Source organism: Micromonospora terminaliae, assembly GCF_009671205.1.
GTDB lineage: Bacteria > Actinomycetota > Actinomycetes > Mycobacteriales > Micromonosporaceae > Micromonospora > Micromonospora terminaliae.
The window spans coordinates 4452122-4468437 of the sequence record NZ_CP045309.1; the positions used below are offsets into that span (position 1 = coordinate 4452122).

General features: G+C 74.3%; 10 protein-coding genes. 1 reads left to right on the plus strand and 9 read right to left on the minus strand.

The genetic code is table 11. From position 1 onward, the window contains the following. Positions 1-11: 11 nt before the first annotated feature. Complete coding sequence (gene prfA / locus GCE86_RS20340; protein WP_154228428.1) at positions 12-1100, minus strand: peptide chain release factor 1; 1089 nt, start codon at positions 1098-1100, stop codon at positions 12-14. A 109-nt stretch (positions 1101-1209) separates the two neighbouring features. Next, positions 1210-1434, minus strand: coding sequence for a 50S ribosomal protein L31 (gene rpmE / locus GCE86_RS20345; RefSeq protein ID WP_091262200.1), 225 nt, complete (start codon positions 1432-1434; stop codon positions 1210-1212). 241 nt (positions 1435-1675) lie between these two features. Between rpmE and GCE86_RS20350 the strand changes: the two genes are divergently transcribed. Then, positions 1676-2572, plus strand: coding sequence for a phosphatase domain-containing protein (locus GCE86_RS20350; RefSeq protein ID WP_154228429.1), 897 nt, complete (start codon positions 1676-1678; stop codon positions 2570-2572). 88 nt (positions 2573-2660) lie between these two features. On the opposite strand, the gene GCE86_RS20355 is transcribed toward GCE86_RS20350, so the two are convergent. The 7 genes from GCE86_RS20355 to thrC all read right to left on the minus strand — a co-directional run bounded on the left by GCE86_RS20355 (position 2661) and on the right by thrC (position 16245). Then, entirely contained in the window at positions 2661-6107 is a 3447-nt protein-coding gene (locus GCE86_RS20355; RefSeq protein WP_154228430.1) for a phosphodiester glycosidase family protein, read from the minus strand. Positions 6108-6246: 139 nt separating this feature from the next. Next, positions 6247-8283, minus strand: a complete 2037-nt coding sequence (gene rho / locus GCE86_RS20360; protein WP_154228431.1) for a transcription termination factor Rho — start codon at positions 8281-8283, stop codon at positions 6247-6249. A 294-nt stretch (positions 8284-8577) separates the two neighbouring features. Beyond that, on the minus strand, positions 8578-9522 hold the full coding sequence (gene thrB / locus GCE86_RS20365) for a homoserine kinase (protein ID WP_154228432.1): 945 nt from the start codon (positions 9520-9522) through the stop codon (positions 8578-8580). 71 nt (positions 9523-9593) lie between these two features. Next, entirely contained in the window at positions 9594-10838 is a 1245-nt protein-coding gene (locus tag GCE86_RS20370; RefSeq protein ID WP_154228433.1) for an MFS transporter, read from the minus strand. Between the two features lie 9 nt (positions 10839-10847). Beyond that, positions 10848-11669: a polysaccharide deacetylase family protein gene (locus GCE86_RS20375; protein WP_154228434.1), complete on the minus strand. Its 822-nt coding sequence runs from the start codon at positions 11667-11669 to the stop codon at positions 10848-10850. Between the two features lie 154 nt (positions 11670-11823). Beyond that, the gene (locus GCE86_RS20380) at positions 11824-15072 is read right to left on the minus strand and encodes an efflux RND transporter permease subunit (protein ID WP_154228435.1); all 3249 of its coding nucleotides are present in this window, start codon (positions 15070-15072) and stop codon (positions 11824-11826) included. A gap of 123 nt (positions 15073-15195) precedes the next feature. Then, entirely contained in the window at positions 15196-16245 is a 1050-nt protein-coding gene (thrC, locus tag GCE86_RS20385) for a threonine synthase (protein ID WP_154228436.1), read from the minus strand. Positions 16246-16316: the final 71 nt, after the last annotated feature.

Below are 16316 nucleotides of genomic sequence, written 5' to 3' on the forward strand. Positions count from 1 at the left end.
GCGGGGCCGGGTCAGCGGCGGGCCAGCTCGGTCTCGCCGGCCAGCCGGGCGGCGCGGTCGGCCTCGCCCAGGGCGTCGAGCACCCCGTCCAGCTCGCCGCCCAGCGCCAGGTCGAGGTTGTAGGCGGTGTAGCCGATCCGGTGGTCGGTGATCCGGTTCTGCGGGAAGTTGTAGGTGCGGATCCGCTCCGACCGGTCCACGGTGCGCACCTGCGCCTTGCGGGCGTCCGAGGCGGCCGCGTCGGCCTGCTCCTGGGCGGCGGCGAGCAGCCGGGCCCGCAGGATGCGCATGGCCTGCTCCCGGTTCTGCAGCTGCGACTTCTCGTTCTGGCAGGAGACCACGATGCCGGTCGGCACGTGGGTGATCCGGACCGCCGAGTCGGTGGTGTTGACCGACTGGCCGCCGGGCCCGGACGAGCGGAACACGTCGATCCGCAGGTCGTTCGGGTCGATGGTGACGTCCACGTCCTCGGCCTCCGGCAGCACCAGTACGCCGGCCGCGCTGGTGTGGATCCGGCCCTGCGACTCGGTCACCGGGACGCGCTGCACCCGGTGCACGCCGCCCTCCCACTTGAGCCGGGACCAGACCCCGTTGCCGCCCTCCGGCACGCCCTTGGTCTTGATCGCCAGGGAGACGTCCTTGACCCCGCCGAGGTCGGAGTCCTGCGCGTCGATCACCTCGGTGACCCACCCGCGCCGCTCGGCGTAGCGGGTGTACATGCGCAGCAGATCGCCGGCGAACAGCGCCGACTCCTCGCCGCCCTCGCCGGCCTTGATCTCGACGATCACGTCCTTGGCGTCGTGCGGGTCGCGCGGGATGAGCAGCTCCGCCAGCCGCTCCTCCAGCGCCGGCAGGGACGCCGCGATCGCCTCGGCCTCGGCGGCGAAGGCCGGGTCCTCGGCGGCCAGCTCGCGGGCGGCGGCCAGGTCGGCCCGGGCCTGCTCCAGCTCACCGGCGGCCTTGTGCAGCGGGACCAGCTCCGCGTAGCGCCGGCCGACCCGCCGGGCGGTGCCCTGGTCGGCGTGGATCGCGGGGTCGGCCAGGCGCTGCTCCAGCTCGGCGTACTCGCCGAGGAGGGCGGCCAGGCGCTCACTGCTCATGCTGCGGAATGCTCCTTCGGCGACGACCCGGCAAGCGGGGCGGAAACGGGCACGAACGGACGAACGCCCGTGCCCGGCACGGAGCCGGACACGGGCGTCGTCGACGGAGCTACTTGGCCTTCTTGGCCTGAACCTTGGCGTACTTCTGCTGGAACTTCGCGACCCGGCCGGCGGTGTCCAGCACGCGCTGCTTGCCCGTGTAGAACGGGTGGCAGGCGCTGCAGGTCTCGACGCTGATCGAACCGCCCTTGGCGGTGCTGCGGGTCGTGAACGTGTTGCCGCAGGAGCAGCGGACCTCGGTGGTCACGTACTCCGGGTGGATGTTGGGCTTCATGTCGCCTCGGTCCTTTCGTCGGTGGTCGCCGGGTCGCCGTCGTGCTCCCCGTCGTCACGACGGGCTCGGGCGTGAACCGGAACCGGTGGCCGATTGACCAGTGTGCCATGGGCTTCCGCCGGCCCGTCGAGCGGGCCGCACACCAGGTCCGGCAGAGGTAACGCACACCTCCCCGTAGGCATTCCCGCCCGTTCCGGGGGCATTCGTGGAGGCGGGGACAGGGACGAACGGGAGGTACGGGATGTTCCGGCTGATCGCCACCCGCGGGCTGCCCGCCTCCGGCAAGACCACCTTCGCCCGCCGGCTCCAGCCCGGCGTGGTCCGGATCAACCGGGACGACCTGCGCCGGATGATGCACGGCGAGCGGCTCTTCACCCAGTGGGCGGAGGGGCAGGTCACCCGCGTGCAACGGGCCCAGGTGGAGGCGCTGCTGGCGGCCCGGGTGAGCGTCTGCGTGGACGACACCAACCTGCGCTCGCGCACCCTGCGGGACTGGGCCGAGCTGGCCGCCCGGTACGGCGCGGCGTTCGAGGTGCACGACTTCACCGACGTCCCGCTCGACGAGTGCCTGCGCCGGGACGCGGCACGCCCCGAGGTGGACCGGGTCGGCGAGGCGGCGATCCGCCGGCTGCACGAGCGCTACCTGGCGAACCGCCCGCTGCCCCTGCCCGTGCCGACCGCCCGGACCGGCGGCCCGGCCCGGGTGGCGCGGGAGGGCGCCGAACGCCCCGACATCGTGCTGGTCGACATCGACGGCACCGTGGCGTTGACCGTGTCCCGCAGCCCGTACGACATGACCCGGGTCGGCGAGGACGCGCCCAACGAGGCGGTCATCGCGGCGGTGCGGGCCATGCACGCCGCCGGGCACGGGGTCGTCTTCTGCTCCGGCCGGGACGCCACGGCCCGCGCCGACACCGAGGCGTGGCTGGCCCGGCACGTCCGGGTGCCCTACCTGGCGCTGCACCTGCGGGCCGTCGGCGACCACCGCAAGGACGCCGTGGTGAAGCAGGAGATCTACGAGCGGGAGATCCGGGACCGCTACCGGGTCGTCGGGGTCTTCGACGACCGGCAGCAGGTGGTCCGGATGTGGCGCTCGCTCGGCCTGACCGTCTTCCAGGTCGCCGAGGGCGACTTCTGACGCCGCGACCGCCGGCGGGCTCCTCCCCCAGGTCGAGGAGCCCGCCGGCGGGCGGCCGGCCCGGCGGCGCGGACCACCGCGGGGCCGGTCAGGCGGCGGGCGCCTCCGCCGCCGCGGTGGTCACCGTCGCCTCGGCGCGTACGCCGTTGACGGTGACCGCGAGGAGCACCTGCGCGCCGGGGCGCAGCGCGGTCAGCCGGCCGGTCGCCGGGTCGAACCGGGCCACGTGCCAGGGCTTCACCCCGTCGGCGGCGCCGATGTGCAGGTTCGGCGAGCCGGACCAGTCGGCGCTGACCGGGGCGGCCACCGGGACGGTACGGCCACCGGGCTGGGTGACCGTGGCCGTGACGGCGGCCGGGGCGCCGACCGCGACCTGCGCCGGTGCGGCCAGGGCGAGGCGGTCGACGTGGGCGTGGAACTCCGCCGCGACCCAGGCCGGACCCTCGGCGAGCGGGTCCCGGCGAGCCTGTTCCGCCTTCTGCGGGGTCACCGGGTCGACGCCGAACTCGGTCCAGCCCGTGAACCCGCCGAGCTGGGGCGGGGTGGACGGGTCCTTGCCCGAGTTGCCGTTGATCACGTACGGCACGCCGTCCACCCGGTCGGCGTGGAACGTGCCCACGTGTCCGTTGATCATCAGCGCGCCCTTGCCGGTGCGGTGCTGGAAGTCGGCCAGCCACTGCTCCACGAGGGCGGCCTCCTTCCGGTCGCCGAGCTGGCTGGCCTTGGCCGGGCTGGGATCGCGGGGCGGGTGGTGGAAGAGCACGGTGACCGAACCGACCGCCGGGTCGGCGGCCGCCGCGTCGAGGGTCTTCCGCAGCAGCTCCACCTGGTCGAACCCGCCGCCGCGCAGCGAGCCGGTGGCCGTGCTCAGGGTGAGGAAGCGGGTGCCCTCGTGGTCGAAGACCCGCGACGTGGCACCGAACACGCTGCGGAAGTTGTCGATCGGGGCGCCCATGATCTCGTGGTTGCCCGGCACGTAGTAGTAGGGCAGCTCGCCGCCCAGTTCCTCGTCCAGGATCCGCTTGGCCAGCGCGAAGTCCGCCGGGTAGGCGGTGTCCACGAAGTCCCCGTCGATGACCAGGAAGTCGGGCTTCGCCGCGCGGATCTCGCGGAGCGTGCGGCGGGCCTGGGCGACCAGGTCGCTGTCCGGGTTGGCCGCCACGAACTGGGCGTCGGACATGACGGCGAAGCGCCAGGGCGCACCGTCCACGGTGCCGTCCCGCAGCACCACCCCGTCGGTGAGGTTCGGCTCCTCCGGCGCCTGCACCGTCGAGGGCACCCGGGCCACGAGGTCGTCGATGACCACTTCGCTCTTGTACTGCTTCGCCGGGTCGGTCTCGGCCACGTAGAACCGGCGCACCCGCACCGGGTACTGGACGCCCGGCGGCACGGTGAACTCGACGTACCGCCAGCCGGTCCAGGTCAGGTAGGGGCCGCGCAGCACGAACTGCGTGTCCTGCGCGTCGTGCAGGTGCAGGCTCGGCCACTCGCCGGTGCCGTTGGCCTTGATCCACATGCCGAACGCCTGCGGCTGGCCGGGCACCTCGATCCAGGCCGGCGGGTCCGCGTACGCGGCGCGGGTGCCGGTGGACTGGTCGAAGTTGTACGACATCTTCAGGCCGGTGCCGGTGTGCCCCGCGGCCGGGGCGACCGACCCGCTGGCCCGCGCCTGGCTGAACTTCCAGGAGGCGGCGTCGTCGAACCCGGCGACCGGCACGTCGGTGAGCCCGACGGTCACCGGGAGCACCGTGGTCTTCGCGCCGACCCGCACGGTGACCAGCGCGGAGCCGTCACCGAGCGCCTTGACCGCGAGGTTGCCGTCGGCGGTGGGAGTGACGTCGAGCAGGTCGTGGTCGTACTCCAGCTTCAGGTCGGCCGGCTCGACCGGCGCGGTGTTGCCTTCCGCGTCGTAGCCGACCACGCCGAACAGGCCGGTGTCGCCCTGCTGGTTGAGGCCGAGACGATCCACTGTGGAGTCGACGCGCTGCAGCGGGCCGAGCACGGTCAGGTCGAGCGTGCCCCGTGCCTCGCCGCGCCAGGCCGTGACCGTGCTGCGCCCGGGCTTGCCGGCCCGGAACACCCCGTCGTCCACGGTGCCCTGCGCGGCCGGGTTGGCCCGCCACTGCGGCGCGCCGGCGGCCGGCCCGTACGTCTCGTCGTAGCCCGCCGCGGTGAGCCGGCGGGTGAGGCCGGGGAAGACCCGGTCCGGGCGGCCGCCGCGGATCGGGGCGACACCCGGCGCGGCGGTCGGGTCGCTCGCGGTCTCCAGCCAGTAGCCGGTGAGCCGGCCGCTGCCCTGCGGCGCGTAGAGGGCCAGGCCGTTCGGCACCGGCCGCTCGCTGCCGTCCGAGGGGCTGTTCTCCACCTGGACCGCCGCCGCGCCCGGCTCCCGGGCCAGCAGGGTGGAGGAGCCGCCGCCGTCGAGGTTGAGCGCGCTCCACGCGCCCAGCTCGACCATCATCCGGCCCATCTCGGTCTGGGTGACGCCCCGGCTGTCCACCTGCCGGCCGTCCACGGTCAGCAGGATCATCCGGCGGCCGTCGGCCGAGAAGCCGACCGAGGTGCGCGGTGCGAGGCTCTGGTCGGCGATGGTCTGCACCACGCCATCGCGGACCAGCACGCTGCCGCCGCCGACCGCGGCGCGCGGGCTGCTCCCGTCGGACGCCTTCGGCCGCCAGGTCAGGTCGACCGGGTCGCCCGGGCGCAGCGCGGCGAGCGCGTCGGCGCCTGCCTCGCGGCCGAGCACCACGGTGGTCCCGGCCGGGATCGGGCCCTCCCCCGCCGTGGTGGCCACGGTCGCGACCCGGCCGCCGGTCGCCGTCACCTCGACGACCCGCGCGGCGCCCTCGACGGCCCGCTTGCGGGTGTACGAGCCCCAGAGCGGGGTGAAGACGCCCACGCCGCCCGGCTGCACCATGTTGTTGAACTGGGTCAGCGGCACCGGCCCGGCGGGCAGGGTCGCGGTGCCCTCGAAGCCGACCTGGACGACCCGGCCGATCCCCTCGGCGCTGATCGCGGCGGCGTTGGTGTGCCCGGCGACCGGCGACTGGACGAGCTCACCGGAGCGGATGCCGATGCCCTGCGCCGCGCCGGAGGCGTTGATGTCGAAGAAGTCGCCGTTGACCGCGGCCACCGCCCGGGAGCGGTCCACCGCCGTGCGCAGCGGCTCGTCGCGGGTGACGGCGCCGGAGTTGACGTAGTCGACGGTGACGTCGCCGGAGAGGTCGGCGGTAAGGGCGTCGGCCCGCAGCCAGCCCTCGGCGTCGTACCGGTCGAAGGAGGTCAGGTCGAGTCCGGGGGCGACCGGACGGGTGGTCTTCGCGGTCTCCAGGCCGCCGGCCGGCTCCACACCGGAATCGGCGGCGAGGGCGACCGCGGAATCGGGACGGGAGGAGGCGGCGGGCGCGTCCTCGGCGGGGGTGTGCGGCTGGGCCACGGCCGCCGCCGCGCCGGGCGGAGCCGGTGCGGCGACGGTGAGCAGCGGCGTCAGCAGCAGGACGCCGGCGAGACGGGCGGATCGACTGCGGATTCGCATGGACCACAGTCAACCCGAGACTGAACAGAAGTTTCAATACCCTCCGGCTTAACCGAAGAAAAACTTCACGGCTCCCCGCCCGGGTACGCGAAGAGGGGCACGGCCCGCAGGCCGTGCCCCTCTCTCGGAACTCCTCAGATCACTCGCCCGGGGTGGACTTCGCGATCTGCATCAGGAACTCGATGTTCGTGCGGGACTGCTTGAGCCGGTCCAGCAGGAGGTCGAGCGCCGCCTGCGAGTCCAGCGAGTGCAGCACCTTGCGGAGCTTGTGGACGATCGCCAGCTCCTCCGGCGCGAGCAGGACCTCCTCCTTGCGGGTACCGGAGGGGTTGATGTCGATCGCCGGGAAGACCCGCTTGTCGGCGATCTTCCGGTCCAGCTTCAGCTCGGCGTTGCCGGTGCCCTTGAACTCCTCGAAGATGACCGTGTCGGCCATCGAGCCGGTCTCCACCAGCGCCGTCGCGAGGATGGTCAGCGAGCCGCCGTTCTCGATGTTCCGCGCCGCGCCCAGGAAGCGCTTCGGCGGGTAGAGCGCGGTGGAGTCGATACCACCCGACATGATCCGGCCGCTGGCCGGCGCCGCCAGGTTGTACGACCGGCCGAGGCGGGTCACCGAGTCGAGCAGCACGACCACGTCGTGGCCCAGCTCGACCAGGCGCTTCGCCCGCTCGATCGCCAGCTCCGCGACCGTGGTGTGGTCCTGCGGCGGACGGTCGAACGTGGCCGCGATGACCTCGCCCTTCACCGACCGCTGCATGTCGGTGACCTCTTCCGGCCGCTCGTCGACCAGCACCACCATGAGGTGGCACTCCGGGTTGTTGCGGGTGATCGCGTTCGCGATCGCCTGCAGCACCATCGTCTTACCCGCCTTCGGCGGCGAGACGATCAGCGCCCGCTGGCCCTTGCCGATCGGCATCACCAGGTCGATGACCCGGGTGGTCAGCACGTTCGGCTCGGTCTCCAGCCGCAGCCGCTCCTGCGGGTACAGCGGAGTGAGCTTGTAGAACTCCGGCCGGCGCTTCGCCTCGTCCGGCTCCATCCCGTTGATGGTGTCGAGCCGGACCAGCGGGTTGTACTTGTCCCGCCGCTGCTCGCTGCCACCGTCGCGGGCGGCCCGGACCGCACCGGTGATCGCGTCACCGCGGCGCAGGCCGTACTTCTTGATCTGGGACATCGAGACGTACACGTCGTTCGGGCCGGCCAGGTAGCCGGTGGTCCGGACGAAGGCGTAGTTGTCGAGCACGTCGATGATGCCGGCCACCGGGACGAGCACGTCGTCCTCGCCGACCTGCGGCTCGCGGCCGCCACCGTCGCCGCCCTCGGCACGCTCGCCACGGCCACGCCGGCGGTCCCGGAACCGGCTGCGCCGGCCGCGCCGGCCGCCGCCCTCGCCGTCGTCGTCACCGTCGTCGTTGCGCTCGGCGCGCTGACCCCGGTCGTTGCGGTCGCCGCGGTCGTTGCGGTCACCCCGGTCGTTGCGCTCGTTGCGCTCGCCCCGGTCACCGCGCTCGGCCCGCTCGTTGCGCTCGCCGCGCTCGCCGCGGTCGGTGCGCTCGCCGCGGTCGGTGCGCTCGCCGCGCTCCGTGCGCTCGCCGCGCTCCGTGCGCTCGGCCCGCTCGCCACGGTCGGCGCGCTCGCCGCCGCGCTCGCGGCCCCGGCCCTCGGCCCGCTCGCCGCGCTCGGCCCGCTCACCGCGCTCGGCACGGTCACCGCCGCGCTCGGCCCGCTCGCCGGTCTCGGCGGGAGCCTCCTCGGCACGCGTCTCGGCCGGCCGCGCCTCGGCGGTCGTGGCGGCCGCACGGCTCCGGCGGCTGCGGGTGCGGCCCTCGGTCGCCTCGGCGGCCGGCGCCTGCCCGCGCTCGCTGTCGGCCCGCTCCTCGCGGACCTCGGCGTGCACCTCCTCACGGGCGGGAGCGGCCGCGGCCGCGACCTCGGCCCGCGGTCGAGGGGTTCCGGCGGCGGCGCCGCCCTGCCGCTCGGTGATCGCGCTGATCAGCTCGCCCTTGCGCATGCGAGCCGTACCGGAGATCCCGAGCGACGCGGCCAGGCTCTGGAGCTCAGGCAGCAGCATCGCCGACAGGCCGGTGCCGCTGCGCCGACGGCGTGTGGGGGCGGCAGTGGTGGCATCGCCAGCGACGTTGGAAACATCCGACGTCACGTCGGTGGTGTCGCTCAATGGAGTCCTTCCCTCGATAGGCCGGGGCTGCCCGGAGTCGAGAACAGGTGGCCGGGCGGCCTCGGTGCACCCGCCTCGCATGGACGCGTCGCGGGAGTCTGTGACACAGCAGCCGGTCGGTTTCCCGACTCACCAACATCGGTGAGCAGGTCTCGCCGTCTGCGGCGACCTGTGGAAACTGCGGTGCGGCGTGGGCCTTTGGCAGGGGTGACGGGCTGACCGCCGAGAGCTTCGGGGGTGCGCCGACCCGCAGGAGATCGCATGCTTCGCGGCTGTGCTAGGTGTAGAGCGTAATCAACTCTTCCGACCTGCGGCAACAGGGTCCCGCTCGGCGTGTCCAAGTCTACCCCGGGCAACCCGGGCACCGCTGACGTCTATCGGCAACTCCCACCGGCGCCAATCTGTTCCCGCCTGGAATCCCGCGGCGACCTGGGACAACGCCAGCACGGTCGGCCCCGCCCCACTGACCACAGCCGCCACACCCGCCTCACGCAGCTCGTTCACCAGGGCGGCCGTCGCCGGCATCCCCTCGGCCCGGTAGTCCTGGTGCAGCCGGTCGACGGTGGCCGGCAGCAACAGTGCCGGCTCGGCGGTCAGCGCGTGCACCAGCAGCGCGGCCCGGCCGGCGTTCAGCGCCGCGTCGCCGTGCGGCACGGTGGCCGGCAGCGCCGCCCGCGCGACGGAGGTCAGCCCACGCTCGGCCGGCACGAAGACGGTGGGCCGGACCGCGTCCGCCACGGGCAGCGTGACCGCCCGGGCGCCGGCCGGCTCCGTCCAGGCGACCGTGAAGCCGCCGAGCAGGCAGGGCGCCACGTTGTCGGGGTGCCCCTCCAGCTCCGAGGCCAGCCGGAGCGCGGCGGCGTCGTCCAGCCGCGCCGCGCCGTCGGCCACCAGCGCCCGGGCCAGCAGGACCCCGGCCACGATGGCCGCCGAGGAGGACCCGAGGCCGCGCGCCTGGGGGATCCGGTTGACGCACTCCAGCGCCAGCCCGGCCGGCTGCGCCCCGAGCACGTCGAAGGCCGCCCGCATGGCGGTCACCACGAGGTGCCGGTCGTCGTCGGGCAGCTCGCCGGCCCCCTCCCCGGTCACCGCCACCCGTACGCCGCCGGCGGTCACCTCGGCCGCCACGTCGTCGTGCAGCCCGAGGGCCAGCCCGAGCGCGTCGAAGCCCGGGCCGAGGTTCGCGCTGGTCGCGGGCACCCGGACCCGGACCGCACCGGAGGTGAAAGTCGTCGGCACGGGCTCATGCTAGGGCCCGGCACCGACGCCGCGCCGGATCGCCCGGACCGTGGGAAGGGCGGCCCGCCCGCTCACGGGGTGCGGGAGGTCTCCTGCTCCGGCACCGGGTCGGTGAGCGACAGCCGCCGGGTGGCGAGCCGCCAGCCCGCCGCGTAGACCACGGTCACCAGGCCGCAGCCGGCCAGCACGACACGCTCGTCGACCGCGTCGACGACCAGGGCCACGACCAGCTGGCTGACCGAGATGGCCAGGGTCGCCAGCATCATGTCGGTGGCGAAGACCCGGCCGCGCAACCGGTCCGGCACCTCGCCCTGGAGGGCGTAGTTGGAGAGCACCCAGTTGCTGCCGCCGCCCAGGTGGGCCAGGAAGACCAGCACCAGCACCAGCGGGAACCAGGCCACCACCGAGACGCCGACGTAGGCCAGGCCGTAGAGGGACATCGACAGCGCCAGGCCGGTGAGCAGCCAGGCACGGTTGCTGAGCACCCGGCGCATCAGGATCGGGCCGACCAGCGCGCCGGCGCCGCGGGAGGCGAAGAGCAGGCCGGTGCCGATGGCGCCGACCCCGTACAGCCCGGCGAGCAGCGGGAAGACGGTCAGCACGCCGTTGCCCAGGCCGACCGCCGACTTCACGGTGACCAGGGCGAGCACCCGCGGCCGGTGGGCGATGTAGCCCAGCGCCTCGCGGATCGCCGGCCAGGTGCGCGGGACGACCGCCGCCGGGTCGCGGGGCGCCTGCAACGGCCGGCGGATCCGCGCGGCCAGGCCCGCCGCCCCGGCCAGGCCGGCCGCCGCCACCCAGAAGCTGGCGTACGGGCCGGCCGCGGCGCTCAGCATGCCGCCGAGCGAGGCGCCGACCACGGTCATGGTGCCCCAGGCCGACCCGGCGATCGCGTTGCCGGCGGCCAGGTCGGCGGGGTCGAGCACGTTGGGCAGGGCGGCCTGGGCGGCCGGCGAGTAGAACGCCTTCGCCACCGCCACGGCGGCGATCGCCACGAGGGCCAGCCAGGCGGTGCCGGCGCTGCGCACGCCCAGCAGCAGCAGGATGCCGGCCAGCGCCGCGAGATTGGCCGCCATCATGATCCTGCGGCGGTCGAACCGGTCGGCGATGGTGCCGGTGTACGGGAGCAGCAGGGCGGTCATGCCGGTGTCCACGGCGAGCACCAGCGCACCCCACACCCCGCTGCCGGTCAACGCCGGCAGGAGCACCAGCAGCGGCACCATGACGAACCAGTCGGCGCCGAAGACCACCAGTTCGGCGAGGAAGAGATTGCGGAAGTCGCGGTTGCGGACGAGGACCGAGACGGTGGGTGACACGCCGGAACCCTATCGGGCCGCTCCCAGCGGGGCAGCGCGGCGGAGCAGGTCGGAGACGGTGACGAAGGTGTAGCCCCGGGCGCGCAGCCCGGTGATCATGTCGGGCAGGCCGCGCAGCGCGACCAGCCGCCGCTCGGGGCCGACGTCATGACCGAGCAGGATCGTGCCCGGCCGCACGTCGGCCACGATCCGCCGGGCGTGCCCGGCCGGGTCGTGCGGGTACTCCCCCTCGACCATCTGGAGCGTCCAGAGGACCAGCCGGTAGTTGAGCCGGGCGGCGGCGTGGAGCACCGCGCCGCCCAGGTGCCCCCAGGGCGGGCGGAGCAGCCGGGGCGTCACCCCCGTGGCCGCCGCGATGGCGTCGTGGCTGCGGCGCAGGTCGGCGTAGGCGGTGCGGGCGTCCATCCGGGCCAGGTCGTGGTGCGCCCAGCTGTGGTTGCCCACCTCGTGCCCGCCGAGCCGGTCGCGGACCAGCGCGGCGTGCCGCCGGGCCCGCTCCCCGACCAGGAAGAAGGTGGCGGGCACCCGGTGCTCGGCCAGGGTGTCCAGCACCATGGGGGTCCACTGTGGCTGCGGCCCGTCGTCGAAGGTGAGCGCGACCAGCGGGTCGCCCGTGCGAACCGCCCAGACCACCTCGACCCCGCCGCCGCCCACCTCCTGGAAGCGGCTGCCGAGCGTGGCGCTGGCCGGTCCTCCGGCCAGCGGGAGCCGGCGGTCGGCGATCCAGGTGGTCTGCGCGGTCGCGGCGGCCCCCAGCGCGGTGCCTCCGGCCAGCAGCGCGGTGCGGCGCAGCATTTTGCGCCCGCTCCACCGGGCCACGCCGTCCGCCATTCGCCCCGCCCCCGCTCCGGCCGGCCGGCCGGCCGGCCGGCACCGACAGTACATGTAAGCTCACTCACCGTACCGCCAGCGGCTGCCGTCCATCGCCCCCGAACAGGAGAGGTGGCCGTCCAGGGGACGGCCACCTCTTCCGGGGATCCTGCGGTTACTCGGTCGGCGGGAGTGGGGACCGGCGGCTCTTCGGCAGGCGGAGCACCTCGAACTGGTCCGTACCGTCGACCAGCGCGGCCGACGGGGCCGGGCGGGCGGGCGGCTCGGCGGCCTCGGCCTCCCCGCCCCCGACGGTCACCGGGACCGGCGCCGGGGCCGGCGGCTCGACGGGCGCGGGCGCGGCCGTGCCCCGGCGGCGGGCCCGCCGCTCGCGGACGGACTCCTTCGTGCGCTCCACCATCGTGTAGAGCGTCGGCACCAGGATCAGCGTGAGCAGCGTCGAGCTGAGCAGACCGCCGATCACCACGACGGCCAGCGGCTTGGAGATGAAGCCGCCCTCGCCGGTGAGACCGAACGCCATGGGCAGCAACGCGAACACCGTGGCGACCGCGGTCATGAGGATCGGCCGCAGCCGGCGCCGGCCGCCCTCGACCACCGCCTCGGTCACGCCCATGCCCTGACCCCGGTACTGGTTGATCAGGTCGAGCAGCACGATGGCGTTGGTCACCACGATGCCGACCAGCATGAGCACGCCGATCAGCGCCGGCACGCCCAGCGGGGTCCCGGTGAGCAGCAGCAGCCCGATGGCGCCGGTCGCCGCGAACGGCACGGAGATCAGCAGGATCAGCGCCTGGGTCAGGCTCCGGAACGTGCCCACCATGATCAGGAACACGATGGCGATCGCGGCCAGCACGGCCAGCCCCAGGTCGGCGAAGGCGTCGGCCTGGTCCGCGCTGACCCCGCCGATGACGAACGTCGCCCCCGGCACGTCCAGCGCGTCCAGCTTCTTCTGCAGCTCCTGGGTGGTGGCCCCGAGGTTCGAGCCGGTCGCCGTGCCGGTCACCGACACGCTCCGCTCGCCGTCGATCCGGGTCACCTGCTGCGGGCCCTCGACCTGGTTCACGTCGGCGATGTCGTCCAGCTTCACCGGGCCGACCGGCATCGCCCGCAGCTCGGCCACGCTCAGCGGCGGCCGGGTCCCGGTGCTCAGCACGACGTTCTGCGGGGTGCCGTCCAGCGTGACCTGGCCCAGCGGCGCCCCCCGGTACGCCTGCGCGACGACCTGCCCCACGGCCGCCTCGGTGAGCCCGGCGCGGGCCGCGGCGACCCGGTCCACGGTCACCTCCACCCGGGGCACCCGGGTGGCCAGGCCGGTGGTGACGTCCTCGACGCCCGCCGTGCCGGCCATCGCGCCCCGGACGGCCTCGGCCGCGCGGGTCAGCGTGTCCTGGTCGGCGGCCTGCACGACCACCTCGAGCTGGTTGGCGGAGGCGTTCTGCCCGCCGCCGAAGGTGAGCTCACCGGCCTCGGGGCCGAGCCGGTCGAACTCGGTGCGCAGCTGCTCCCGGACCTCGGCCGCGTCGGTGTCGTCGGTGAGCGCCAGCGACCAGGAGGCGGTGTCGTTGCCGCCGCCCGCCCACGGGTTGTCGCCGCCGCCCGCGCTGACCTGGTACGTCGCCACCCCCGGCGTACGCCGGAGGATCTCCTCCACGCGTGCGGCGGCCTGGTCGGTGCCGGTCAGCCCGGTGCCCGCCGGCAGCTCCTGCCGGATGGCCAGGGTGTCCTGGCCGGAGTCGTCCAGGAAGTTGGTCTCCAGCTTCTGGGCCAGGCCGAAGGTGCCGAACAGCACCAGCAGGCCCAGCGCCACGGTCGCCCAGCGGGTCCCCCGGGAGCGGGTGGCGAAGCCGATCACGGGCAGGTACGCCCGCTGCAACGGGCTGCGCAGCTCCTTCTCCGCGGCGGCGTGCCGGGCGGCGGCCTCGTCGGCCCCGCCGCGCGGCGGCTTGAGGAACCAGTACGCCAGGACCGGGATCACGGTCAGCGAGACCAGCAGCGAGGCGAGCAGGGCCACCGTCACGGTGATCGCGAACGGCGCGAAGAGCTGCCCGACGAAGCCGCCCACCAGCGCGATCGGCGCGAAGACGGCGACCGTGGTGAGCGTGGAGGCGGTGACCGCGCCGGCCACCTCGCGGACGGCGGCCAGGATGGCGTCCCGCTTCGGCTCGCCGTACTCCAGGTGCCGCTTGATGTTCTCCAGCACCACGATCGAGTCGTCGACCACGCGGCCCACGGCGATGGTCAGCGCGCCGAGGGTGAGCAGGTTCAGCGAGTAGTCGCCGGCCCACAGCACGATGAGCGCGACCAGCACCGACAACGGGATGGAGACCGCCGTGACGATGGTCGAGCGGACCGACAGCAGGAAGACCAGGATCACCACGACCGCCATGAGCAGGCCGAGCAGGCCCTCGGTGGTGAGGCTCTCGATGGACCGCTCGACGAACGGGGCCTGGTCGAACACCACGGTCAGGTCGGTGCCGGAGGCGGCCTCCAGCTCGTCCAGGCGGTCCCGGATGTCGTGCGAGATGGCCACCGCGTTGCCGTCGGGCGAGGCCGTGACGGCGATGCCGAGGCTGGGCTTGCCGTTGGTGCGGGTGAAGGCGGTGGCCGGGGCGAGCTGCTGCTCCACCCGGGCGACGTCGCCGAGGCGTACCGGGGCGGCGGGGGCGGTGCTGAGCACGATCCCGCGCAGGTCGTCCACGGTGCGGATCGGCGTGCCGACCTGCACCGGCAGCGAGCGGCTCCCGTCGGTCACCGCGCCGGCCGGCAGGGCCACGCCGTTGGTCTTCAGCGCCTGGGCGATCGCGGTCGGAGCGAGCCGGGCCGCGGCCAGCTTCGCCGGGTCGGGGACGATCGTCACGACCTGGTCGCGGGCGCCGGTCACGTCGACCGCGCGGACCCCGTCCAGCCCTTCCAGGTCGGGTACGACGGTGGCGCGCAACTTCTCGGCCAGGGCCTGCTCGTCGCCGCCGCCGGTCGCGGCGACCACCACGGCGGGCAGGTCGTCGGTGCTGCCGGCAATCACCTGCGGATCGACGCCCTCGGGCAGCTGGGCGTCGATCCGGCTGAGCGCGGTCTGCATCTTGTTGACCACGTCGTCCAGGTCGGTGCCGAACTCGTACTGCACCTGGACGGTCGCGGACCCCTCGCGCGAGGTGGAGGTGACCTTCTCCAGCCCCGGGATGCCCTGGAGGCTGTTCTCGATCGGCTCGGCCACCTGGGACTCGACGATCTCCGGCGCGGCGCCCGGGAAGGGCGCCACGATGAAGGCGGCGGGGAACTCCAGCGAGGGCAGCAGCTGCTGCTTCAGCGACGGCACGGCGAACGCCCCGAACGCCGCGGTCACCAGTGCGATGAGGGCGATCAGGCCCCGGTTGGCGAGACTGAATCTGGCGAGCAGCGACATGGGCGTTACGCACTCCTGCAGAAGGGGTGTACGGGGTCCCTGGAGTCTGCCGCACCCGATCACGCTCCCACGCACGGACCCGGGCGGGCGTGACGGAGCGCGCTCCGGCCCCGCGCGGGCGCGTCAGATCAGGTCGAGCGAGCGGGCCGCGGCGAGGGCGTCGTTGGCGATGGTCAGCGGGGCGGGGGCCGTGGAGATGGCCCACTCCGGGTCCTTGAGGCCGTGGCCGGTCACCGTGCACACCACGGTGGCGCCCGCCGGCACCCGGCCGGCGGCGGCCTGCTGGAGCAGCCCGGCGACGCTGGCCGCGCTGCCCAGCTCGACGAAGACCCCGACCTCGCGGGCCAGCAACCGGTACGCCGAGAGGATCTCCCGGTCGGTGACCGCCGAGATCGACCCGCCGGAGGCGTCGCGGGCGTCGATCGCCTTGGTCCAGCTCGCCGGGTTGCCGATGCGGATGGCGGTGGCGATGGTGGACGGCTCCGGGACCACCTGACCGGTGACGATCGGCGCCGCACCGGCCGCCTGGAAGCCGTACATCTTCGGGGCCTTCGTGGCGTTGCCGTCGCGCAGGTCCTCGCCGTAGCCCATCCAGTAGGCGGAGATGTTGCCGGCGTTGCCCACCGGCAGGCAGTGGATGTCGGGCGCGTCGCCGAGTGCCTCGACGATCTCGAACGCGGCGGTCTTCTGCCCGTGCAGCCGGTCGATGTTGACGGAGTTGACCAGCGCGACCGGGTAGTCCTGGGCGAGCTTGCCGGCCAGCGACAGGCAGTCGTCGAAGTTGCCCTGCACCTGGAGCAGCTTGGCGCCGTGCACCAGCGCCTGGGCGAGCTTGCCCAGCGCGATCTTGCCCTGCGGCACGAGGACCGCGCAGGTGATCCCGGCCCGGGCCGCGTACGCGGCGGCGGACGCGCTCGTGTTGCCCGTGGAGGCGCAGATGATCGCCTTGTCACCGGCCTCGACGGCCTTGGAGACGGCGAGCGTCATGCCGCGGTCCTTGAACGAGCCGGTCGGGTTCGCCCCCTCGACCTTGAGCCACACGTCGGCGCCGACCCGGGTGGAGAGCACCGGCGCCGGCAGCAGCGGCGTGTTCCCCTCGTGCAGGGTGACGACGGGAGTGGCGTCGGTGACGGGCAGCCGGTCCCGGTACGCCTCGATCAGACCCCGCCACATGTCGCGCTCCTCGCCTCTGCCGCCCCGGTCGCCGCGGGGCCTCTACCAGCGTGGACCAGCCTTCCCGACGG